Consider the following 22,842-nt stretch of genomic DNA (forward strand, 5'->3'; position numbering starts at 1 on the left):
GTACGGCGTACCGGGCCTCACTCCTGCGTCAGAGGGTGTCGATCTCGGTGAGGTCGATGTCCACGTCGAACGGCACACTCGCCTTGAGCCGGTCGTGGAAGATCCCGGTGGGCGCGTACACGCGGGTGGCCGGGTCGAGTTCGTAGGCGTAGACGACAGGCCTGCCGGACTCGTTCTCGACCCGCCAGAAGTGCGGGATTCCGGCCCTGGCGTAGAGCGTGGGTTTGCGCTCCCGATCGCGGATCCTGGACTCCGGCGAGACGACCTCAACGGTGAGTACGACCTCCCGCGCCTGATAGAACGTCTGCTCAGGACCGTGGTCCGCGCCGGCGGCGATGACGCAGACATCGGGCTCCGGACGCTGGTCGGCGTCGAGGACGATGCTCATCTCCCTGCGGACGCGCAGGCTCGCCGGGACGGCTCTGCGGAGGCCGGCCACGAGCAGGTCCACGGCAAGGGTGTGGAAGGAGGCTTGGGGGCTCACGAAGACCAAGCTTCCATCAATCAACTCTGTGTGCGCAGGCAGATCCGGAATGTGATCGAGGTCCTCGGCCCTGAAGCCCTCAGGGGGCGGGAAGACCCAGTCGGGGAGCGAAGGTGGCGCCATCTGTAGACTCACCGCTTCTGCCGTCATGGTCCAACGCTAGCAACCTACCGCGTTCACGGTAGGTGAACGGCTCGGCACGTCCGGTTCGTGCCGGGTGCGGCACAATGCCATGCCATGAGGCAGCTACTCGTGTTCGCCGAGCGGGACGACGCCGAAGAGGTGGCCGAGACACTGGGCGAGTGGTTTCCGGAGCTGGGCGTGCCGCGCGTGGTGCGGGAGACACTCGCGGGGGAGGACGACGCCGAGGACGCGCAGTGGCTCGTCGTGGCCGACGGGATCGACGAGGGCCGGCTGGCCGAGGTGGACGCGCTGGTGGAGCGGTACGACGGCTGGCGGGAGAGCGAGTAGCGCCCTACCCGTCGTGGGCGGTGCCCGATCAGGGGTTCGCCTGGGCGGCGCGGCGGGCACCCTCGGCCAGGGTGTGCTCGTCGGTGCGGGCGTCGTACCTCCGCAACCCCGGCAGCGCCGCGCTGAGCCCCGCCACGGCGGCCACGCACAGCAAACCGCCTGCTCCCAGCGCGAACCGGATGCCGCCCACGTCGGCCATCAGCCCCGCCCTGGCGTTGCCGAGCATCGGCCCGCTGGCGTACGACAGCAGCTCGATGCCCGCCAGCCGCCCGCGCAGCTCGCCCGGGATGGTCTGGTTCCACATGGTCATCCGGAAGATGCCGCTGATCATGTCGGCCGCCCCGGCCGCGGCGAGGCAGAGGAACACCGCCCACACACTCGTCATCAGCGCGGCCGCCGCCATCGCCGCACCCCACAGCGCCGCCGCGAGGACCACGCCGAGCCCGTGGCGGTGGACGCGCGAGGTCCAGCCTCCGGTGAGCGAGGCGGCCAGCCCGCCCACCGCGCCGGCTGAGTAGAGCAGGCCGAGCGCCTCGGGCGCGCCGAGCTGGTCGGCCAGGAACGGGAACAACGCCGTGGACATGGCGAACACCATCGCCGCGATGTCCACCAGGTAGGTGCCCATGAGGTCGGGCCGGCGCACCGCGTAGCGGACGCCTTCGGCCAGGGACCGCAGCGAGGCGGGCGTGGCGTTCTCGGCGGGCGGCCGTGATGCCGTCCGCCACAGCAGCAGCAGCGACAGCACGAAGCTCGCCGTGTCGATCCCGTAGGCGGCGGCGGCCCCGTAGGCGGTCACCACGAGCCCGCCCAGGGCGGGGGCCACGATGGCGCCGAAGTTCCAGCGCAGGCTGGCCAGCACGGCGGCGGCGCCGAGCTGGTCGTGCCGCACCACCTGGGGAATCAGGGACTCCAGGCTGGGCCGTTGCAGCGAGCTGATGCCGGCCGTCAGGGCGCCCACCACGTACAGCACCCAGACCTGTGGAGCGGGCAGCAGGGCGTTGACGAGGAGCATCGCCGAGGTGACCGCCAGTCCGAGCTCGCACAGCGCGATGACCTTGCGCCGGTCGGCCGCGTCGGCGACGGCGCCGCCCCACAGTCCGCACACCACCATGGGCACGAACTCGGCCAGGCTCACCAGGCCGACCGCCACGTAGGAGCCGGTGAGCTCCTTCATCTGGAACGGCACCGCCACCATGGTGATGAACGTCCCGAACATCGTGACGAAGCCCGACGCCGTCAGCAGCCGGAAGTCGCGTGAGTCGCGCAGCGGGCCGAGGTCGGGCATGAGGCGGCGCAGCCGGCCGCGGGCCGGCGGCGGGTGGTCGGACACGAGGTCACATTCTTCCGGCGACGACGTGAGCCGGGCAAACGCTTTTCCTGCCGGTCCACGAGGAAGCCCCCGGGGCGTCCCGGGGGCTTGCTGGGATGGGCGGGCGGGGATCAGGCGGTGGGCGCCCGGTCGAGGAAGTCGGCGGCGATCCGGCCGTCCTCGGTGAGCCGCACCCTGCTCCCTTGCGGGGGGTCCGTACGGTCACCGGGCCTTGCGCAGGCCCATGACCTGCAGCTCGGCGAAGCCCAGGACCGTCAGCGCCTGCAGGATCGCCCACACCGCGCCTGCCGTGGTGAACGTGGCGACCCCGGTCACCACGGCGGCGACGCTGGCCACGGCCCAGGTGACGTTCAGCGCGATCACGGCCTTGGTGCCGGTGACGGGGACGGCGGGACGGCTCGCCAGGAAGCCGACGGCCAGCCCGTACACGAGGAGGAAGGCGCCGATCCCGCGCAGCAGGCCGGTCGAGGGGCCGAGCAGATCGCTGAGCAGGCCGGCGGCGGCGAGGTAGGCCAGACCGTTGACGCCGGTGATGACCGCGTCGGCGGTGAGGGCGAGGCGCAGGAACTTGGTCCGGTCGGCGGTGACGGTCATGGCGGTCATCGTGGGCTCCTTAGAGGTCGTGTTCCGACACCTCGAACCATGCCAGCGGCGGCGTAGGGAGCGCGATTACGTGCCAGGTAAGGGGAGCCGCCGTCGGGCCGCGGCGGCATGGACCGCCCGCCTCGCCGGCGGCCCGCTTCAGGGGCTCACGTAGTGGTGGAGCAGGGCGGGCTCCCCGGCCGCGTTGGTCCAGCCGGCCCGGCTGCTGCCGACCCTTCGCCAGCCGGCCCGCTGGTACAACGCGATGGCCGCCTCGCCCTCGGAGGAGACCTCCAGTTTGAGCGGGGTGCGCGCGGCGGCGCGGACGGTGTCGAGGAGCCGCGTGGCCAGGCCTCGCCCGCGGGCCGCCGGAGTGACGAACAGGCGGGTGATCTCCGCGTCGCGGGTGAGGCCCACATGGCCGAGCACGGTGCCGGCCTCGAACGCTATCCACGCCGAGGTGAGGCCGGTGGGCGTCAGCCAGCTCCGGGGGTCGTCCGGCCACCGCACGGGGTAGCGGTCGGCGGCCTGGACGTGGGCGAGGGCCTCGACGCAGGCGTCCATGTCGTCGGGGGTCCTGAGGCGGATGTCCACCGGGGCAAGGCTAGTGGACACGCGGCGTTCACCAGGAAAGGCGATGAAACCCCATAAAAGTGACTAAAGACCTAGATTGAGGGTGAGTGCGGTGCTTAGGTTAGGCACGCCTAAGGTGATTGCTCGCAGAACCCAGAAAGGCACGTCATGGGTACCACCACCAGCCGGTTCGCCGCCCTCGCCGCCGCAGCGCTCCTCGCCCCCGCCCTGGCCGCCTGCGGCGGTCAGGGCCAGGAGGCGGCCGCCGGCGCCCCGGCCGCCGCCGCCCGGCAGGCCGCCCCGCTCGTCGTCTACTCCGGCCGCGACGAGGCCCTGGTCGCGCCGCTGCTCGACAAGCTGGAACGCTCCATCGGCGGCGAGGTCGAGGTCCGCTACGGCGACAGCGCCGAGCTGGCCGCCCAGCTGCTGGAGGAGGGCGACAAGTCGGAGGCCGACCTGTTCCTGTCCCAGGACGCGGGAGCCCTCGGCGCCCTCGCCCAGCAGGGACGCCTGGAGCCGCTGCCGCAGGGGTCCCTGGACAAGGTCGGCAGGGCCTACCGCGCGGCGGACGGCACCTGGGTCGGGCTGTCGGGCCGGGCCCGCGTCATCGCCTACAACCCCGGAAAGATCGCCAAGCCGCCCGCCGGCGTGCGCGAGCTGACCCGGCCGGAGTGGCGCGGCAAGGTGGGCTACGCCCCGACGAACGCCTCCTTCCAGGCCTTCGTCACCGGCATGCGGGTGCTGGACGGCGACGACGCCACCCGCACCTGGCTGAAGGACTTCAAGGCCAACGACCCCAAGGCGTACGAGAAGAACAGCGCCATCCTCGACGCCGTCGACTCCGGCGAGATCGCCGTGGGGCTGATCAACCACTACTACTGGTACGAGAAGGCCGCCGAGGTCGGCGCGGACAAGATGACCGCCAAGCTGCACTTCCCGGCCAAGGGCGACCCCGGCGCGCTCGTCAACGTCGCCGGCGTCGGCGTCGTCAAGGGCTCCGACCAGGCCGCCACCGCCGGCAAGGCCGTCGACTACCTGCTGTCGGCCGAGGCCCAGACCTACTTCGCCGACAAGACCAAGGAATACCCGCTGGCCGCCGGGGTCACCAGCGACGTCGAGGGGCTGCCGCCGCTGGAGTCGCTCGGCGCGCCGGAGATCGACCTCGGCAAGCTCAGCTCGCTGCAGCAGACCCTGGCGATGCTCCAGGAAACCGGGATGGTCTGACCTCGGGTGCCCGCCAACAGGTCCTCCTCTCCCGGCGCCGGCCGGCGGCCGTCACCGCTGCTGGTCGGCTGGGCCTGCGCCGCGGCGGCGCTCGCCCTGCTGCCGCTGGTCTACCTCGGCCTGCGGGCGCTCGAACACGGCCCCGCTCACGCCTGGCGGATCGCCGTCACCGGCCGCACCCTCGAACTGCTCGTCCGCAGCCTGGGCCTGGCCGTCGTGGTCGTCGCCGCCTGCCTGGTGATCGGGGTGTCGCTCGCCTGGCTGACCGTGCGCACCGCCCTGCCCGGTGCCCGCACCTGGTCCGTGCTCGCCACGCTGCCGCTCGCCGTGCCCAGCTACGTCGCCGCGTTCGCGTGGATCTCCACCGAGCCGGGCCTGGCCGGGTTCGCCGGAGCCGCGCTGGCCCTGACCCTGGTCAGCTACCCGTACGTCTACCTGCCGGTGGCGGCGGCCCTGCGCGGCCTCGACCCGGCGCAGGAGGAGGCGGCCCGGTCGCTCGGGCACGGCCCGCTGCGCACGTTCCGGCGGGTCACGCTGCCGCAGCTGCGCCCGGCCGCGGCGGGAGGCGGGCTGCTCGTCGCGCTCTACGTGCTGTCCGACTTCGGCGCCGTCTCGATCATGCGGTACGAGACGTTCACCCGGGCGATCTTCACCGCCTACCGGGCGAGCTTCGACCGGACCCCGGCCGCCGCGCTCGGCTGCGTGCTGGTGGTGATGACCGTGCTGCTCGTGTGGGCCGAGGCGCGGACCCGAGGCCGGGCCGGCCACGCCCGCACCGGCGGGGGCAGCGCGCGCCGCGCGTCGTCCGCGCGGCTCGGCCGGCTGCGGTGGGCGGCGCTCGGCTGGTGCTCGGCGGTGGCCGCGGCGGGCGTCGTCTTCCCGCTCGGCACGCTCGGCTACTGGCTGACCGCCGGCAGGTCGGGCGCCTGGGAGCCCGGCCGGCTGCTGGAGACGGCCGGCGCCACCCTCGCGGTGGCCGCCGCCGGCGCCGCGCTGACCACCGCCCTCGCGCTGCCCGTCGGCATCCTCGCCGCACGCCACCGCGGCCGTGTCGCGCACCTGCTGGAGCAGGCCGCCTACGCCGGGCACGCGGTGCCCGGCATCACCGTGGCGCTGGCCATGGTGTTCCTCGCGGTGCGCTACGCCTACCCGATCTACCAGGAGCCGCCGCTGCTGGTGCTCTGCTACGCGGTGCTGTTCCTGCCGGTGGCCGTGGCCGCCACCCGCGCCGCCGTGCTCCAGTCGCCGCCGGTCCTGGAGGACGTGGCCCGCTCGCTCGGCGACTCCCCGCTCAGGGTGCTGCGCCGGGTCACCGTGCCGCTCGCCGCCCCCGGCATCGCGGCGGGGGCGGCCCTGACGTTCGTGGTGTGCATGAAGGAGCTGCCCGCCACGCTGCTGCTGCGCCCCACCGGCATGGACACCCTCGCCACCCGGCTGTGGGCCGAGACGACCACCGCCTCCTACGCCGCGGCGGCCCCGTACGCGGCCGTGCTGATCCTCATCGCGGCCGTCCCCTCGTACCTGCTCGGAAGGCGGCGCGCATGACCGACCTGAGGATCGGCGGGCTGGTCAAATGCTACGACCCGCCGGCACGGGTGCTCGACGGGCTGGACCTCACCGTCCCGGCGGGCCTGCTGGCCGCCGTGCTCGGCCCGTCGGGCTGCGGCAAGACCACACTGCTGCGCGTGGTGGCGGGGTTCCTCCGCGCCGACGCCGGCACCGTGGAGCTCGGCGGCCGGGTCGTGTGCGGGCCGGGCGTGCACCTGCCGCCGGAGCGGCGCCGGGTCGGGATCGTCCCGCAGGAGGGCGCGCTGTTCCCGCACCTGAGCGTCGCGGCCAACGTGGCGTTCGGCCTGACCGGTACGGGCCGCGCGGAGCGGCGCCGCCGTACCGGCGAGATGCTGGAGCTGGTCGGGCTGCCCGGGTACGGCGGGCGGATGCCGCACGAGCTGTCCGGCGGCCAGCAGCAGCGCGTCGCCGTCGCCCGGGCGCTGGCGCCCGCCCCCGACCTGGTCCTGCTCGACGAGCCGTTCAACGCGCTCGACAGCGCCCTGCGGGCGGGCGTGCGGGCCGACGTGCGCGCCGCCCTGCGGGCCACGGGCGCCACCGGCCTGCTGGTCACGCACGACCAGCAGGAGGCGCTGTCCACAGCCGACCTGGTGGCCGTGCTCAGGGACGGCCGGGTGGCCCAGTGCGGCACGCCCGAGGAGGTCTACCGGCGGCCGGTCGACCTGTGGGTGGCGGGGTTCGTCGGCGACGCGGTGTTCCTGCCCGCCACGGTCGAGGACGGCACGGCCGCCACGCCGCTGGGCCGCATCCCCCTGGCCGGCGACCGCCGAGGCTCCGGCGGCGTCGTCGTGCTGCGGCCCGAGCAACTGGTGCTGGGTCCGGCGGGCACGCGGGGCACCGTGGTGGACGTCCGGTTCTACGGGCACGACGCGATGGTCCACGTGGCCGTGGACGGCCTGGACGAGCCGGTGGCGGTCCGGGTGCCGGGGCCTGCCGGGGTCCGGCCGGGGGAGGAGGCCGCCGTGTCGGTCACGGGGGAGGCGACGCTGCATCCCCGGTGAGACGGCCGTGTCCCCCGCGGGCCCGGCCCGCGGGGGACACGAAGGAAGGGGTCAGTGGCGGCCCTCGCGCGGGAGCAGGAAGGCGAGCGCGAACGCCGCGGCGACCAGCCCCAGCGTGACCAGCGAGACGACCTGGGCGGCGTCCACCGCCCGCGCCACGGCCGCGCCCGGGACGGGGGAGCCGAGCCGGCCGAAGAACACCGTGCCGAGGACGGCGACCCCCAGCGAGGCGCCGAGCTGCTGGACGCTCTCCAACACGCCGGCCGCCGAGCCGACCTCGTGGTCCTCCACGTCGCCCATGATGATGCCGAACAGCGGCACGAAGATCATGCCCATGCCGGCCCCGCCCAGCAGCAGCGGGAGCGCCAGGTCCCACGGGCCGACCGCGCCGCCCGCCCAGCCGAGGACGAGATGGAAGGCCAGCACGCCGGCCGCCAGCAGCCCCAGGCCGAGGTGCAGCACGGTCCGCCCGAGCGAAGCCGTCCTGGCCGCCGAGAAGCCGGTGCCGAGGAACGCGCCCACCGCGAAGGCCGTCATCGTCAGGCTCGCACGCAGCGCCCCGTACCCCAGCCCGAGCTGGAGGAACATCCCGATCGCCAGCGAGAACCCGCAGACCGCGGCGAAGAACACGACCACCAGCACGGTCCCCGAGGTGTAGGACCGCTTGCCGAACACGCTCGGCTCGACCAGCGTGGCCGCGCCGCGCCGCGTACGCCGCACCTGGTGCACGGCGAAGCCGGCGAACACCGGCAGCGACGCGACGGCCATCACCAGGGACCAGGCGGGCCAGCCCAGCTCGCGGCCCTGCACCAGCGGGTGGACCAGCAGCAGGATCGCGACGCCGGCCAGCAGGCCGCCGCCCAGGTCCAGCCGCGAGGAGGGAGCCGTGACGGGCGCGGCGGGCAGCACCCTGGCGCCCGCCGCCAGCGCGAACGCCCCCAGCGGCAGGTTGATCAGGAAGATCATCCGCCAGCCGGTGCCGAACAGGTCGGCCTCGACCAGCAGCCCCGCCACCACCGGCCCGAGGATCGTGGCCAGCCCGATGACCGGGCCAAACGCGCCGAACGCCCTGCCCACCTCGGCCGGCGGGAACAGGTCGCGGACGAGCCCGAACCCCTGCGGGATCATCACCGCCCCGGCCAGCCCCTGCAGCACCCTGGCCGCGATGAGCGCCTGCGGCTCCGGCGCCACGGCGCAGGCCAGCGAGGCGGCGACGAAGGCGGTGGTGCCCAGGAGCAGCATCCGGCGCCGCCCGTACATGTCGCCGAGCCGCCCGCCCACCAGCAGGCCGACGGCCAGGGCGAGGGTGTAGCCGGCCGCGATCCACTGCAGGCTCGCGTAGCCGCCGCCGAGGTCGGCCTGGATGGCGGGGCCGCCGACGCTCACGACGGTGGAGTCGAGCAGGTTCATCAGCGTCGCGGCGAGCACGGCGGCCAGGCCCAGCCGGCGGCGCCGGACGGGCGCGGCGACGGGGGCGGGTGCCTCGAGTACTGCGGTCACGGGTCCCTCCAAGATACGGAACGGATCGCTCTGTTCAAGAACAGCATATCGGAACGGAACGATACATTCCATAGCAGGGGCGAAAGAAGAGGCCGCCGGGACCCGGCGGCCTCTGCTGTCCGGACGGTCAGCTGCCGAGGATCTCCTGCCGCAGCCGCGTCTTGAGGATCTTGCCGCCCGGGTTGCGCGGCAGCTCGCCCTCCCGGAACCACACGTGCGCGGGGATCTTGAAGGGGGCGATCCGCCCGGTCAGGAACTCCCGCAGCTCACCCGCCGTCAGCGACGACCCCGGCGCCAGGCGGACGACCGCGCCCACCTCCTCACCGAGCTCGTCGTGCGGCACGCCGATCACCGCGGCGTCGTCCACCGCCGGATGCTCGAACAGCGCGGCCTCGACCTCCGCGCAGTAGACGTTCTCGCCGCCCCTGATCACCATGTCCTTGGCCCGGTCGACGATGTAGACGAACCCGTCCTCGTCGATCCGCGCCAGGTCGCCGGTGTGCAGCCAGCCGTCCACGAACGTCTGCGCCGTCTCCTCCGGCCGGTTCCAGTAGCCGAGGATGACGTTCGGCCCGCGTACGCACAGCTCGCCGACCTCGCCCGCGGGCAGCTCCTTGCCGGCCGGGTCCACCACCCGCACGTCCACCACGGCCGAGGGCAGCCCGATGCTGTCCGGTCTGGCGTTGTAGTCGGGGCCGCCGTTGCCGATGGCCAGCGCGGTCGTCTCCGTCATGCCGTAGCCGTTGGACGGCGCCCGGTTCGGCAGGTTCTCGTTGACCCGCTCCAGCAGCTTCGGCGGGGCCGGCGCGCCGCCGTAGCCCAGCGTGGTCAGCGACGACAGGTCGTACCTGCCGAAGTCGGGGTGCGACATGAGCTGCCAGGCGTTGGTCGGCACGCCGATCATCGTGGTGACCTTCTCGCGCTCGATCAGCTTCAGCGCCTGCTCGGCGTCCCACTTGTACATGAGCACCAGCCCGCCGCCGGTGAACATCGTCGTGGTGAGTGCGGAGAAGCAGCCCGTGACGTGGAACAACGGCACGGCCAGCAGCGTCACCCGCCGCACGCCGGCCGCCTCGGCGACGTCCCGGCCCGCCAGCGCCACCGCCCGCAGCAGCCCGTAGGCCACCGTCATGGGCGACTGGCCCACGTTGCGGTGGCTGCCCAGCGCGCCCTTGGGGCGGCCGGTCGTCCCGGAGGTGTAGAAGATCGTGGCAGGGTCCTCGGGCCGCAGCTCGACCTCCGGCAGGGCGACGTCGGCGCGCAACTCGCCCAGCACCTCGCCGAGCGAGCGCGCGCCCGCGGGCGGCTCGCCCCGGGTCACGATGAGGGGGACGCCGGTGGAGGCCAGCCTCGCGGCGCGCTCGCCGTCCGCGATCAGCACCTTGGCGCCCGAGTCGGCGACGCCGTACGCCAGCTCCGGCTCGGTCCACCAGGCGTTCAGCGGCACGGCCACGGCGCCCGCCGCGAGGGCGGCCGAGAAGGCGACCACCCACTCCGGGTAGTTGCGCATCGCCACCACGACCCGGTCGCCCTTGGCGACGCCGTAGTCCTCCACCAGCCGGCGGGCCAGTGTCGCCGCCCGCCGGAAGTGCTCCTCGAACGTGATGTGCTCGTCCTCGTAGCTGAGGAAGACCTTCTCGCCGTGATAACGGCTCATCTCCAGCAGGGCCCGGAAGTGGGCCGGCGCGTGCTTCCAGGTGCGGATCCCGGTGTCGCCGATCTCCTCCATCTCGAAGAGCTCACCGGGCCCGGTGAGCCGGGCCTGTACCTCGGCATGCGTCAGGGTCATGCGCAGACTCCCGCGGGTGGACGGCTGATCCGGCCCCTCACACTACCGACCGGTAAGTATGTGCGCCAGACCACACCTGAGCGTGCCCGGCTTGCATATCCATCCCGGGCCGTGCATCATCTTTTGATAGCAAAGTCATGAGGAAGCGTGCATGAACATACAGGGAGTCCAGTGATGAGGGCGGCGGTCGCCGGAGCCAGCGGCTATGCGGGAGGGGAGCTGCTCAGGCTGCTGCTCGGCCACCCCGAGCTCGAGATCGGCGCGCTGACCGCGGCCTCCAGCGCGGGCAGCCCGCTCGGCGCCCACCAGCCCCACCTGCCCGCCCTGGCCGGCCGCGTCATCGCGGACACCACGGCCGAGGTTCTCTCCGGGCACGACGTCGTCTTCCTCGCCCTGCCGCACGGCCACTCCGCCGCCGTCGCCGCCTCGCTCGGCGACGACACGCTCGTCGTCGACTGCGGCGCCGACCACCGGCTCGCCGACCCCGCGGCCTGGCGGGAGTTCTACGGCGGCGAGCACGCAGGCACCTGGCCCTACGGCCTGCCCGAGCTGCCCGGCCAGCGCGAGGCCCTCAAGTCCGCCCGCCGGATCGCCGTCCCCGGCTGCTACCCGACCTCCGTCCTGCTCGCGCTCGCCCCCGCGTTCGCCGCCGGCCTGGCCGAGCCCGACGTGGTCGTCGTGGCCGCCAGCGGCACCAGCGGCGCCGGCAGGTCGCTCAAGCCCAACCTCCTCGGCAGCGAGGTCATGGGCTCGGTCAGCGCCTACGGCGTCGGCGGCGTCCACCGGCACACCCCCGAGATGGAGCAGGGGCTCACGGCCGTGGCCGGCACGCCGGTGCGGGTGTCGTTCACCCCCACGCTGGCCCCGATGAGCCGCGGCATCCTCGCGACCTGCACGGCCCCCGCCGCCCCGGGCCTGACCAGGGCCGCCGTGCGCGAGGCGTACGAGAGCGCCCTGGCCACCGAGCCGTTCGTGCGGCTGCTGCCCGAAGGCGTCTGGCCCGCCACCGCGATGACCTACGGGGCCAACACCGCCGCGCTGCAGGTGACGCTCGACGAGCGCGCCGGCCGCCTGATCGCCGTCATCGCCATCGACAACCTCGCCAAGGGCACGGCCGGAGGCGCCATCCAGAGCGCCAACCTCGCCCTCGGCCTGCCGGAAGAGCTCGGACTTCCCACGACTGGAGTGGCCCCATGAGTGTGACCGCCCCCCTCGGCTTCCGGGCCGCGGGCATCGCCGCCGGCATCAAGTCCGGCGCCGCCCGCGACCTGGCCCTCGTCGTCAACGACGGTCCGAGCCGCGCCGCGGCCGGCGTCTTCACCGCCAACCGCGTCAAGGCCGCGCCGGTCCTGTGGTCGCAGCAGGTCCTGCGCGGCGGGCGCGTGCGCGCCGTCGTGCTCAACTCGGGCGGCGCCAACGCCTGCACCGGGCCCGAGGGCTTCCAGGACGCCCACGCCACCGCCGAGAAGGTCGCCGAGGTCATCGACGACTCCGCCGGCGAGGTCGCCGTCTGCTCCACCGGCCTGATCGGCGAGCGGCTGCCCATGGACGCCCTGCTGTCCGGCGTCGAGCAGGCCGCCGCGCAGCTCTCGCGCGACGGCGGACTGGCCGCCGCCGACGCCATCCGCACCACCGACACCGTCTCCAAGATCTCCTTCAAGCGCGCCGACGGCTACATGGTGGGCGGCATGGCCAAGGGCGCCGGCATGCTCGCGCCCGGCCTGGCCACCATGCTCTGCGTCGTCACCACCGACGCCGAGCTGACCGCCGAGCAGCTCGACACCGTGCTGCGCCGGGCCACCGCCGTGACCTTCGACCGCCTCGACACCGACGGCTGCATGTCCACCAACGACACCGTGCTGCTGCTCGCCAGCGGCGCCGCCGGCGTCACGCCCGACCTGGCCGAGTTCGAGCAGAAGGTCACCGAGGTCTGCGCCGACCTGGCCCGCCAGCTCCTCGTCGACGCCGAGGGCGCCACCAAGGCCATCGCGATCGAGGTGGTCGGCGCCGCCGGCGAGGACGACGCGGTCAAGGTCGGCCGCGCCGTCTCCCGCTCCAACCTGCTCAAGTGCGCCATCCACGGCGAGGACCCCAACTGGGGCCGCGTGCTGGCCGCCGCAGGCACCACCGACGCCGTCTTCGAACCCGACCGGCTCAACGTCGCCATCAACGGCATCTGGGTCTGCCGCGGCGGCGCGGTCGGCGACGACCGCGACAAGGTCGACATGCGCCCCCGCGACGTGACGATCACCATCGACCTGGGGGCCGGCCCGCACACCGCGACGGTCCACACCACCGACCTGACCGCCGCCTACGTGCACGAGAACTCGGCGTACTCGTCATGAGGGCCAACGGCGCGCACGCCAAGGCCGGCGCCCTCATCGAGGCACTGCCCTGGCTGACCCGCTTCCACGGCGCGACCGTCGTCATCAAGTACGGCGGCAACGCGATGACCGAGCAGTCCCTGCAGGAGGGCTTCGCCCAGGACGTCGTCTTCCTGCGCCACGCCGGACTGCGCCCCGTCGTCGTGCACGGCGGCGGGCCGCAGATCAGCGAGCACCTCGACCGGCTCGGCATCGAATCGACCTTCACCGCCGGGCTGCGGGTCACCACGCCCGAGGCCATGCAGGTCGTCAGGATGGTGCTCGTCGGCCGGGTCAACCGCGACGTCGTCGGCCTGATCAACCGGCACGGCCCGTTCGCGGTCGGCCTGTCCGGCGAGGACGCCCACCTGTTCACCGCCGAGCGCAAGCACGCGCTCGTCGACGGCGAGCCCGTCGACATCGGCCAGGTCGGCGAGATCGTCAAGGTGGAGCCCGGCGCCGTCGAGGCCCTGCTCGACGACGGCCGCATCCCCGTCGTCTCCAGCGTCGCCCGCGGCGCCGACGGAGAAATCTACAATGTAAATGCCGACACCGCGGCCGCCGCGCTGGCCGTCGCGCTGCGCGCCCAGAAGCTCGTCATCCTCACCGACGTCGAGGGCCTGTACGCCAACTGGCCCGACGACACCGACGTGATCGACGAGCTGGGCGCCACCGAACTCGAAGCCCTCATGCCCACCCTCTCCAGCGGTATGGTCCCCAAGATGGGGGCATGTCTGACAGCGGTGCGCGGCGGCGTCCCGCGGGCCCACGTGCTCGACGGCCGCGTCCCCCACGCGCTGCTGCTGGAGATCTTCACCGACGAAGGAATCGGAACCATGGTGATGCCCGATGAGTGACGACCCGAGCCTGTACGACAGGTTCGAGCGGGCCTTCATGCCCAACTACGGCGTCCCCCCGGTGGCGCTGGCCCGCGGCGAGGGCACCCGCGTCTGGGACGTCGAGGGCAACGCCTACCTCGACTTCATCGGCGGCATCGCGGTCAGCTCCCTCGGCCACGCGCACCCCGCGCTGGTCGAAGCCGTCTCCCGGCAGGCCGCCACGCTCGCCCACACCAGCAACCTGTTCCTGCACGAGCCCGAGGTGCTGCTCGCCGAGCGCCTGCTCGGCCTGCTCGGCGCCCCCGGCCGCGTCTTCTTCGCCAACTCCGGCACCGAGGCCAACGAGGCCGCCTACAAGCTCGCGCTCAAGTACGGCAGGCGCGAGGGCCGCAGCTACTTCGTCGCCGCCGAGAACGGCTTCCACGGCCGCACCATCGGCGCCCTGTCGCTGACCGGCAAGCAGTCCATCCGCGACCAGTTCGGCCCGTTCCCGGTGGACGTCCGCTTCGTCCCCTACGGCGACGCCGGGGCGCTCAAGGAGGCCGTCACCGGCGACTGCATCGCGGTGTTCCTGGAGCCCACCCAGGGCGAGGCCGGCGTCGTCCCGCCGCCCGAGGGCTACCTCGCCGCCGCCCGCGAGATCTGCGACGCCACCGGCGCGCTGCTCGTCGCCGACGAGATCCAGTCGGCCATCGGCCGCACCGGCCACTGGTTCGCCCACCAGGCCGACGGCTGCCTGCCCGACATCCTCACCCTGGCCAAGGGCCTCGGCGGCGGCCTGCCGATCGGCGCCTGCGTCGGCTTCGGCGAGGCCGGCACCCTGTTCGCCAAGGGCGACCACGGCTCCACCTTCGGCGGCAACCCGATCTCCTGCGCCGCCGCCCTGGCCGTCCTCGACCACGTCGACCTCGACCACGTCAAGCGGGTCGCCCACCGGCTGCGCACCGGCCTGGAGGCGGTGCGCCACCCGCTGCTGAAGGGCGTGCGCGGGCGCGGCCTGTGGCTGGCCACCGTGCTGGCCGAGCCGGTCTCCGGCCGCGTCCAGGAGGCCGCCGCCCAAGCGGGCTTCCTGGTCAACGCCCTGCAGCCGGACGCCGTCCGGCTGGCCCCGCCGCTCGTGGTGACCGACGAGGAGATCGACGCGCTGGTGTCCGCGTTCCCCGCGATCCTGACGGAGGCGAGCCGGTGAGACACTTCCTGAGGGACGACGATCTCACGCCCGCCGAGCAGGCCGAGGTCCTCGACCTGGCAGAGGCGATGAAGAAGGACAGGTTCGGCTACCGCCCCCTCGCCGGCCCGCGGACCGTCGCCCTGCTGTTCGACAAGCCGTCCACCCGCACGCGCGTCTCCTTCGCCGTCGGCGTCGGCGAACTGGGCGGGCTGCCGCTCGTCATCGACGGCGGCTCCTCCCAGATGGGCCGCGGCGAGCCGATCGAGGACACCGCCCGCGTCCTGGAGCGCCAGGTCGCCGCGATCGTCTGGCGCACCTCCGGCCAGGAGCGCATCGAGGCGATGGCCTCGGCCTCCCACGTGCCTGTGGTCAACGCGCTCACCGACGAGTTTCACCCCTGCCAGATCCTCGCCGACCTGCAGACCGTGCGCGAACGCCTCGGCGGCACGGCCGGGCTGACGCTGGCCTACCTCGGCGACGGCGCCAACAACATGGCCCACTCCTACCTGCTCGGCTGCGCCACCGCCGGCATGAACGTGCGCATCGGCGCGCCCGCCGGCTACCAGCCCGACCCCGTCGTCCTCGACCGGGCGGCCGCCATCGCCGCGGAGACCGGCGGCTCCGTCGTCGCGGTGTCCGACCCGGCGACGGCCGTCGCCGGCGCGCACGTCGTCGCCACCGACACCTGGGTGTCGATGGGCCAGGACGGCAAGGAAGAGCGCGTCGCCGCGCTCATGCCCTACCAGGTGAACGCCGAGCTGCTCGGCCTGGCCGCCGACGACGCGATCGTGCTGCACTGCCTGCCCGCCTACCGCGGCTACGAGATCACCGCCGACGTCCTCGACGGGCCCGCCAGCGCCGTGTGGGACCAGGCGGAGAACCGGCTGCACGCCCAGAAGGCGCTCCTGCACTGGCTGGTGGGCACGGCATGACCATCCCGATGACCAAGGCCGCGCGCCAGGCGAAGATCACCGACCTGCTGCAGCGCCAGCCCGTACGCTCCCAGCCCGAGCTGGCCAAGCTGCTCGCCGAGAGCGGCGTCGAGGTCACCCAGGCGACCCTGTCGCGTGACCTCGACGAACTGGGCGCGCTCAAGCTGCGCGCCGAGGACGGGTCCCTCGTCTACGCGCTGCCCGGCGAGGGCGGCGGGCGCATCCCGCTGGCCCGCCTCGGCACCGGCGAGACGCCCGCGGCGCGGCTGCACCGCATCGCCGAGGAGCTCCTCGTCTCCGCCGAGGCCTCGGCCAACCTGGTCATCGTCCGCACCCCGCCGGGCGCCGCCCAGTTCCTCGCCTCCGCCATCGACCACGCCGACTGGGAGTCCATCCTGGGCACCGTCGCCGGGGACGACACCATCCTCGTGATCAGCCGCGACCCGCAGGGCGGCCAGGCGCTCGCCGAGGCCCTGCTGAAGGCCGCCGACCGGCGCAGCTGACACGAGCCTGCAACGAAAGGTCCAGCACGATGCCCGAGAGAGTGGTCCTCGCGTTCTCCGGGGGCCTCGACACCTCCGTCGCCATCCCGTTCCTGGCCGAACAGATGGACGCCGAGGTCATCGCCGTCGCGGTGGACCTCGGGCAGGGCGGCGAGGACATGGAGGCCATCCGGACCCGCGCCCTGGACTGCGGCGCGGTCGAGTCGGTCGTCGTGGACGCCAAGGAGGAGTTCGCCGCCGACTTCTGCGTGCCCGCGCTGCGCGCCAACGCCCTCTACATGGACCGCTACCCGCTGCTGTCGTCGCTGTCGCGACCGCTCATCGCCAGGCACCTGGTCTCCGCGGCCAAGCGGTTCGGCGGCACGGTCGTCTCCCACGGCTGCACCGGCAAGGGCAACGACCAGGTCCGCTTCGAGGCCGGCCTGGCAGCGCTCGCGCCCGACCTGCGCGTCGTCGCGCCGGCCCGCGACTTCGCCTGGACGCGCGACAAGGCGATCGACTTCGCCGAGCGCACCGGCCTGCCCATCGAGACCAGCCGGAAGAACCCGTTCTCCATCGACCAGAACCTGTGGGGCCGCGCCGTCGAGACCGGGTTCCTGGAGGACATCTGGAACGGCCCCACCGAGGACGTCTACGCCTACACCGCCGACCCGGCCACGCCGCGCGACCCCGACGAGGTCGTCATCACCTTCGAACACGGCGTCCCGGTCGCGATCGACGGCCAGTCGCTGACGCCGTACCAGGTGATCGACGAGCTCAACCTGCGCGCCGGCGCGCAGGGCGTCGGCCGGATCGACCTGGTGGAGGACCGGCTGGTCGGCATCAAGTCGCGCGAGGTGTACGAGGCGCCCGGCGCGATCACGCTGATCACCGCGCACATGGAGCTGGAGAACGTCACCGTCGAGCGCGACCTCGCCCGCTTCAAGCGCGGCGTGGACCAGCGCTGGAGCGAGCTGGTCTACGACGGCCTGTGGTTCTCGCCGCTGAAGGACGCGCTCGACGCCTTCGTCGACCACGCCCAGCGGCACGTCTCCGGCGACGTCCGGATGACGCTGCACGGCGGTCGCGCCGTGGTCACCGGGCGGCGCTCCGAGGAGTCCCTGTACGATTTCTCGCTGGCCACCTATGACACCGGCGACACCTTCGACCAGTCCCTGGCCAGGGGCTTCGTCCAGCTCTTCAGCCTTCCTGCCAAGATCGCTGCTGCCCGGGACGCGAGGCACGGGTGAGGTGCACCAGGGTCGCGCGGCGATGTCGAGATCTTGACGAGGAGGAGATGAACGGTGAGTGAGGGCAAGCCGATGCGGTTGTGGGGCGGACGTTTCGAGGGAGGCCCGTCCGACGCGCTGACGCGGCTGTCGGTGAGCGTGCACTTCGACTGGCGGCTGGTGCCGTACGACCTGGCGGCGTCACGGGCGCACGCCCGCGTGCTGCACCGGGCCGGGCTGCTGACGGCCGACGAGCTGGAGCGCATGATCGGCGCGCTCGACGACCTGGAGCGGGCCTGCAAGGCGGGCGAGTTCCGGCCGACGGTCGCCGACGAGGACGTGCACACGGCGCTGGAGCGCGGCCTGCTGGAGCGGCTCGGCTCGCTCGGCGGCAAGCTGCGCGCCGGTCGCAGCCGCAACGACCAGATCGCCACCGACCTGCGCCTGTACCTGCGCGACCACGCGCGCACGATCGTGTCCCGGCTGGTCGAGCTGGAGACGGCGCTGATGGAGCAGGCCGAGCAGCACGCCGACACGGCCGCGCCCGGCATGACCCATCTGCAGCACGCGCAGCCGGTGTCCTTCGGGCACCAGCTCCTCGCGCACGTGCACGCCTTCGCCCGCGACATCGACCGGCTCACCGACTGGGACAGGCGCGCCGCCGTCTCCCCGCTCGGCTCCGGCGCGCTGGCCGGCTCGTCGCTGCCGCTCGACCCGCAGGCCGTGGCCGCGGAGCTGGGCTTCGACAGCGCGGCCCCCAACTCGATGGACGCCGTCGCCGACCGCGACTTCGCCGCGGAGTTCCTGTTCGACGCGGCGATGATCGGCGTGCACCTGTCGCGGCTCGGCGAGGAGATCGTGCTGTGGGCCTCGCAGGAGTTCCGCTGGATCGAGATGGACGACGCCTACTCCACCGGCTCGTCCATCATGCCGCAGAAGAAGAACCCGGACGTGGCCGAACTGGCCCGCGGCAAGTCCGGCCGGCTCATCGGCAACCTCATGGCGCTGCTGACGACGCTGAAGGGCCTGCCGCTCACCTACAACCGCGACCTGCAGGAGGACAAGGAGCCGGTGTTCGACGCCGTCGACACGCTGCTGCTCGTCCTGCCCGCGATGGCCGGGCTGGTCGCGACCATGCGGGTCAACACCGCCCGCATGGAGGCGTCGGCCCCCGACGGGTTCGCGCTGGCCACCGACCTGGCGGAGCTGCTGGTCCGGCGGGGCGTGCCGTTCCGCGAGGCGCACGAGGCCGTCGGTCACCTGGTGGTGTGGTGCCAGGTCAACGACCGTGACCTCGGCGAGCTGACCGACGAGGAGCTCGGCAAGGTGTCGGAGCACCTGACGCCCGACGTCCGCGACGTGCTCAACGTGGCAGGCGCGCTCGCCGCGCGCAAGGCGCACGGCGGCACCGCCCCCGACCGGGTGCGCGACCAGCTCGCCGCGCTGCGCGAGACCGTCGACGCCCAGGCCGCATGGGCGGCGGGCTCCTGACCACCGCGCCGCTGCCGCGTTCGTTCTTCGACCGGCCGTCCCACGAGGTGGCGCCCGACCTGCTCGGGCGCGTCCTCGTGCACGCCGGCGCGGACGGCGCCGTCGCGGTGCGGCTCACGGAGGTCGAGGCGTACGGCGGGCCGGGCGAGGACCCGGCCGCCCACACCTACCGCGGCAGGACACCGCGCAACGCGGTGATGTTCGGGCCGCCGGGGCACCTGTACGTGTACTTCACCTACGGCATGCACTTCTGCGCCAACCTGGTGTGCCTGCCAGAGGATCACGGGTCCGCGGTGCTGCTGCGCGCCGGCGAGATCGTCGCCGGCCACGACCTCGCCCGCCTGCGCCGCTCCGGCGGCGCGGCCCCGGCCGCCGCCGGGCCGGGCATCGGATCGGATTCCGAGGCGGGCGGCGGACGGGGTGGCGGCGCCGAGTCCGGCGGCTCGCCGGCACGGGCGGCCCGGCGCGTGGCCGACCGTGACCTCGCTCGCGGCCCCGCCCGGCTGGCGACGGCGCTCGGCCTGGCCCGCGAGCACAACGGCATCGACGCCGTCGCCGCAGAAGGGCCGCCTGCCTTCACGGCCGAGACCCTCCACGCGGCAGGGGGCGCCTGGTCAGCAGGCGCCGCCGTGCTGGCGGGCAGCCCGCCCGAACCCCACCTGATCAGATCGGGCCCGCGCACCGGCATCTCCTCGGCCAAGGAGACCCCGTGGCGGTTCTGGATCGACGGTGACCCGACCGTCTCGCCGTACCGGCCTCACGCGCCGCGCCGGCGCAGCGCGGCGGCCACCTCCGTGGGCGAGGCGCCCAGGTCGTGAGCGCTGAAGATGTGCAGGTGGTCGCCCGTGTCGATCTCCAGCATCTCGCTGCGCAGCCCCCATCGCCTGCGGACGTCCACCTTGACGTCCTCGATCCGCTCCCAGGGGACGTGCCGCCGGCCGGCGTAACCGTGCACCACGGTGATGCCGTCCTCGTCGGCCGCGAGCCGCACCGGGACGAGCACGTCGCGCAGCCCCATCGCGCCCACCAGCACCGCGGCGGGCACTGCCAGGATCACGCCGCGCACGTCGCCGCCGACATACCAGAAGACGGCGAGCCCGGCACAGGCCAGAGCCCCTAAAATCTTGAAAACGGCCAGCTCGCGACCGACCCTCCACATGGGGATCGAGACTATCCAAGTGGCGGTCATGCTGCGCGATCGGGCACGCTGTGAACATCCGACACCTACTGGAAAGCCGGCACCGTGACCGACATTCTCGATGAGCTCGAATGGCGCGACGTCCTCGCGCAGACCACCGACATCGACGTCCTGCGCAAGGCGCTGTCGGAGGGCCCGATCACGGTCTATGCGGGCTTCGACCCGACGGCGCCGTCGCTGCACGTCGGAAACCTGGCCACGCTGCTGATCCTGACCCGCTTCCAGCGCGCCGGCCACCGGCCGATCGGGCTCGTCGGCGGCGCCACCGGGCTCATCGGCGACCCCAGCGGCCGCAGCACCGAGCGGGTGCTCAACACCTCCGACGTCGTCGCCGAATGGGTGGCCAGGATCCGGGTGCAGGTGGAGAAGTTCCTGTCCTTCGAGCCGGGCCCCACCTCCGCGACGCTGGTCAGCAACCTCGACTGGACCGCCCAGATGTCGGCCATCGACTTCCTGCGTGACGTCGGCAAGCACTTCCCGGTCAACCGGATGCTGGCCCGCGAGTCGGTCGCGGCCCGCCTGGGCGGCGACGGGCTGAGCTACACCGAGTTCAGCTACCAGATCCTGCAGGCCAACGACTACCTCGAGCTCTACCGGCGCCATGGGTGCACGCTGCAGCTCGGCGGCAGCGACCAGTGGGGCAACATCACCGCGGGCGTCGACCTGATCCGCCGCGTCGAGGGCGCCCACGTGCACGCCCTCACCGGCAAGCTGATCACGAAGGCCGACGGCACCAAGTTCGGCAAGACGGCCGGCGGCGCGGTCTGGCTCGACGGCTCGCTGACCTCGCCGTACGCGTTCTACCAGTACTGGCTGAACGCCGACGACCGCGACGTGGTGCGCTTCCTCAAGGTCTTCACCTTCCGCTCCCGCGAGGAGATCGAGGCCCTGGAGAAGGCCGTCGCCGACCGGCCGTTCGCCCGGGAGGCGCAGCGCGCGCTGGCCGAGGACATGACCACCCTGGTCCACGGTGCGGGCGAGCTCGCGGCGGTGGTGGCCGCGTCCAAGGCGTTGTTCGGGCAGGGCTCGCTGGAGGAGCTGCCCGCCGCGACGCTGGAGGCCGCCCTCGCCGAGGTGCCCAAGGCGGCGGTGCCGGCGCTGGGTGTCCCGTACGTCGATCTGCTGGCCGACAGCGGGCTGGTGGAGTCGAAGTCGGCGGCCCGCCGCGCGGTCAAGGAGGGCGGCGCCTACCTCAACAACGTCAAGATCTCCGACGAGGCCTACGTGCCCACGGCCGATGACCTGCTGCACGGCCGGTTCATGGTGCTCCGGCGCGGCAAGAAGTCGATCGGCGGCGTCGAGGTCGGCTGACGCGCTCGGTGGCGTGGGCGGGGTCCGTACGGCCCGCCCATGCTGCGGCGTCACGGCGGGCGGTTGAGGCGGTGCCCCCGGTGGGGCGCGGGACGGATGATCGCCGGGCGTCGCACCGACGGCGGCGGCACCACCCGCTCCCTGACACCGCGTCTGCACGGCTTCCTCGGCTGCCGGATGCCGGCTGCCGCCCGGCCCGGTGAGGGCGGCAGGGCACCCGACGGGCGGCGCCCGCCGGGGACGTCGCCACCGCGACGCCGGACCGCTGACCCAAGAGGCGAGGGTGGCGGCACGAGCCACCCTGACCGGCCACGCGCATAGGCTCGGTCCATGCCCGATGCGATCGTTTTCGACCTGTACGGGGTTATTGCTCGTACGCAGCCGGAGGAGGCGCGGCGGCGCCTCGTGGAACTCGCCGGGGTGCCGGGCGAGGAGTTCTGGGAGGCGTACTGGGCCTGCCGTCCCGCCTATGACGCCGGCCAGGACGCGGCCGGCTACTGGGCCGCCGTCGCCGCCCGGCTCGGCGTCCGCTTCACCGACGTGCCGGCGCTCGTCCGGGCCGACGTGGACAGCTGGAGCCTGGTGGACGAGGAGATGGCCGAGCTGGTGTGCGAGCTGGCCGACAAGGGGCGCACGCTGGGGCTGCTGTCCAACATCGTCGAGGACCTGGTGCCCGTGTGGGAGTCCGGGCATGGACGGTGGCTCGGCCGGTTCGCGGCGCTGACGTTCTCGTGCCGGATCGGGGTGGCCAAGCCGGACCTCCGCGCCTACGAGATCTGCGCGGCCCGGATGGGCATGGCTCCGTCGCGGGTGCTGTTCATCGACGACAACGCGGCGAACGTGGCGGCGGCGCGCGAGGCGGGGATGTCCGCGGAGCTGTTCACCTCGCCGGCCCAGGTCCGCGCTCTCGTGGCGGGCGGCTGACCGTGACGGGGGCGGGCCCGCTTCCCGCGATTTGACGAGTCGCGGAAGGAGACCTAATGTTTCACCTCGCCCGGGAGTGAGCCGGACGCCGGACAGGCGGACGGGCCTCGGGCAAGCCCCTTGAGAACACCACTCGGCCGAGGCGCTTCGCGGCGCTCAGGTCCCGAGTCGTCGTGGGCGTGTGATCATCACCGGAAAATCGGTTGATTCGACACGGCCACGATGCCACGGTAAGTTACGAGGGTTGCCCCGGAGACGGGGCGCCAGGTTCGGCGAGATCGAGATTGACACGAGAACGCAAGCCTGGTAAGATCGGAACGTGAAATGTGCGCCTCCTTGAGGTTCTGGGGAGTACGCGTCCGTTTCTTGAGAACTCAAC

The 22,842-nt window shown here is 73.2% G+C and carries 22 protein-coding genes; 15 read left to right on the forward strand and 7 right to left on the reverse strand.

The features are described from left to right. Positions 1–28: 28 nt before the first annotated feature. Complete coding sequence (locus CXR44_RS11380; protein ID WP_425437408.1) at positions 29–634, reverse strand: Uma2 family endonuclease; 606 nt, start codon at positions 632–634, stop codon at positions 29–31. 87 nt (positions 635–721) lie between these two features. Between CXR44_RS11380 and CXR44_RS11385 the strand changes: the two genes are divergently transcribed. Beyond that, positions 722–955 carry a hypothetical protein gene (locus CXR44_RS11385; protein ID WP_101785240.1) on the forward strand — a complete coding sequence of 78 codons (234 nt, stop codon included), beginning with the start codon at positions 722–724 and terminating at the stop codon, positions 953–955. A gap of 28 nt (positions 956–983) precedes the next feature. Here CXR44_RS11385 and CXR44_RS11390 read toward each other — a convergent pair whose 3' ends face one another. From CXR44_RS11390 to CXR44_RS11400, 3 genes are all read right to left on the reverse strand, one after another. Beyond that, on the reverse strand, positions 984–2,285 hold the full coding sequence (locus CXR44_RS11390; RefSeq protein ID WP_245899072.1) for an MFS transporter: 1,302 nt from the start codon (positions 2,283–2,285) through the stop codon (positions 984–986). A 201-nt stretch (positions 2,286–2,486) separates the two neighbouring features. After that, entirely contained in the window at positions 2,487–2,888 is a 402-nt protein-coding gene (locus tag CXR44_RS11395) for a hypothetical protein (RefSeq protein ID WP_101785242.1), read from the reverse strand. A 138-nt stretch (positions 2,889–3,026) separates the two neighbouring features. Further along, positions 3,027–3,461, reverse strand: a complete 435-nt coding sequence (locus CXR44_RS11400) for a GNAT family N-acetyltransferase (RefSeq protein WP_219601737.1) — start codon at positions 3,459–3,461, stop codon at positions 3,027–3,029. 147 nt (positions 3,462–3,608) lie between these two features. Between CXR44_RS11400 and CXR44_RS11405 the strand changes: the two genes are divergently transcribed. From CXR44_RS11405 to CXR44_RS11415, 3 genes are read left to right on the forward strand one after another with little or no spacing between them, the layout of a single operon-like run. Then, a complete protein-coding gene (locus CXR44_RS11405) occupies positions 3,609–4,664 on the forward strand; it encodes an iron ABC transporter substrate-binding protein (RefSeq protein WP_101785244.1) in 1,056 nt (351 codons plus the stop codon). Between the two features lie 6 nt (positions 4,665–4,670). After that, a complete protein-coding gene (locus tag CXR44_RS11410; protein ID WP_101785246.1) occupies positions 4,671–6,209 on the forward strand; it encodes an ABC transporter permease in 1,539 nt (512 codons plus the stop codon). Beyond that, on the forward strand, positions 6,206–7,234 hold the full coding sequence (locus tag CXR44_RS11415) for an ABC transporter ATP-binding protein (protein ID WP_101785248.1): 1,029 nt from the start codon (positions 6,206–6,208) through the stop codon (positions 7,232–7,234). The genes CXR44_RS11410 and CXR44_RS11415 overlap by 4 nt, the downstream gene beginning before the upstream one ends. A gap of 51 nt (positions 7,235–7,285) precedes the next feature. On the opposite strand, the gene CXR44_RS11420 is transcribed toward CXR44_RS11415, so the two are convergent. Beyond that, on the reverse strand, positions 7,286–8,734 hold the full coding sequence (locus tag CXR44_RS11420; RefSeq protein ID WP_219601738.1) for an MFS transporter: 1,449 nt from the start codon (positions 8,732–8,734) through the stop codon (positions 7,286–7,288). 127 nt (positions 8,735–8,861) lie between these two features. Beyond that, complete coding sequence (locus tag CXR44_RS11425; protein ID WP_101785252.1) at positions 8,862–10,523, reverse strand: class I adenylate-forming enzyme family protein; 1,662 nt, start codon at positions 10,521–10,523, stop codon at positions 8,862–8,864. Between the two features lie 174 nt (positions 10,524–10,697). Here CXR44_RS11425 and argC point away from each other — a divergent pair, with 174 nt between their 5' ends. From argC to CXR44_RS11470, 9 genes are all read left to right on the forward strand, one after another. Then, positions 10,698–11,720, forward strand: coding sequence for an N-acetyl-gamma-glutamyl-phosphate reductase (argC, locus tag CXR44_RS11430; protein ID WP_101785254.1), 1,023 nt, complete (start codon positions 10,698–10,700; stop codon positions 11,718–11,720). Next, on the forward strand, positions 11,717–12,868 hold the full coding sequence (gene argJ / locus CXR44_RS11435; protein WP_101785255.1) for a bifunctional glutamate N-acetyltransferase/amino-acid acetyltransferase ArgJ: 1,152 nt from the start codon (positions 11,717–11,719) through the stop codon (positions 12,866–12,868). The genes argC and argJ overlap by 4 nt, the downstream gene beginning before the upstream one ends. Then, positions 12,865–13,743, forward strand: coding sequence for an acetylglutamate kinase (gene argB, locus CXR44_RS11440; protein WP_101785257.1), 879 nt, complete (start codon positions 12,865–12,867; stop codon positions 13,741–13,743). Before argJ ends, argB begins: the two co-directional genes overlap by 4 nt. Then, the gene (locus CXR44_RS11445) at positions 13,736–14,914 is read left to right on the forward strand and encodes an acetylornithine transaminase (RefSeq protein WP_101785258.1); all 1,179 of its coding nucleotides are present in this window, start codon (positions 13,736–13,738) and stop codon (positions 14,912–14,914) included. The genes argB and CXR44_RS11445 overlap by 8 nt, the downstream gene beginning before the upstream one ends. Continuing rightward, on the forward strand, positions 14,911–15,828 hold the full coding sequence (gene argF, locus CXR44_RS11450; protein WP_101785260.1) for an ornithine carbamoyltransferase: 918 nt from the start codon (positions 14,911–14,913) through the stop codon (positions 15,826–15,828). Before CXR44_RS11445 ends, argF begins: the two co-directional genes overlap by 4 nt. Further along, complete coding sequence (locus tag CXR44_RS11455; protein WP_180903310.1) at positions 15,825–16,331, forward strand: arginine repressor; 507 nt, start codon at positions 15,825–15,827, stop codon at positions 16,329–16,331. The genes argF and CXR44_RS11455 overlap by 4 nt, the downstream gene beginning before the upstream one ends. A 29-nt stretch (positions 16,332–16,360) precedes the next feature. Beyond that, positions 16,361–17,560: an argininosuccinate synthase gene (locus tag CXR44_RS11460; protein ID WP_101785262.1), complete on the forward strand. Its 1,200-nt coding sequence runs from the start codon at positions 16,361–16,363 to the stop codon at positions 17,558–17,560. 72 nt (positions 17,561–17,632) lie between these two features. Further along, a complete protein-coding gene (gene argH, locus CXR44_RS11465) occupies positions 17,633–19,030 on the forward strand; it encodes an argininosuccinate lyase (RefSeq protein ID WP_101785264.1) in 1,398 nt (465 codons plus the stop codon). Continuing rightward, positions 19,012–19,848 carry a DNA-3-methyladenine glycosylase gene (locus CXR44_RS11470; protein ID WP_101785266.1) on the forward strand — a complete coding sequence of 279 codons (837 nt, stop codon included), beginning with the start codon at positions 19,012–19,014 and terminating at the stop codon, positions 19,846–19,848. The genes argH and CXR44_RS11470 overlap by 19 nt, the downstream gene beginning before the upstream one ends. Here CXR44_RS11470 and CXR44_RS11475 read toward each other — a convergent pair. Beyond that, a complete protein-coding gene (locus tag CXR44_RS11475) occupies positions 19,788–20,189 on the reverse strand; it encodes a PH domain-containing protein (RefSeq protein ID WP_101785268.1) in 402 nt (133 codons plus the stop codon). The two genes, CXR44_RS11470 and CXR44_RS11475, sit on opposite strands and share 61 nt — an antisense overlap. An 84-nt stretch (positions 20,190–20,273) precedes the next feature. Between CXR44_RS11475 and tyrS the strand changes: the two genes are divergently transcribed. Both tyrS and CXR44_RS11485 read left to right on the forward strand, forming a co-directional pair. Then, positions 20,274–21,539, forward strand: coding sequence for a tyrosine--tRNA ligase (gene tyrS, locus CXR44_RS11480; RefSeq protein WP_101785270.1), 1,266 nt, complete (start codon positions 20,274–20,276; stop codon positions 21,537–21,539). A gap of 330 nt (positions 21,540–21,869) precedes the next feature. Further along, positions 21,870–22,463 (forward strand): HAD-IA family hydrolase, encoded by a 594-nt coding sequence (locus CXR44_RS11485; RefSeq protein WP_101785272.1) that lies wholly within the window; start codon positions 21,870–21,872, stop codon positions 22,461–22,463. Positions 22,464–22,842: the final 379 nt, after the last annotated feature.

Source organism: Nonomuraea indica (genome assembly GCF_002850745.1).
GTDB classification, from domain to species: Bacteria; Actinomycetota; Actinomycetes; order Streptosporangiales; family Streptosporangiaceae; genus Nonomuraea; species Nonomuraea indica.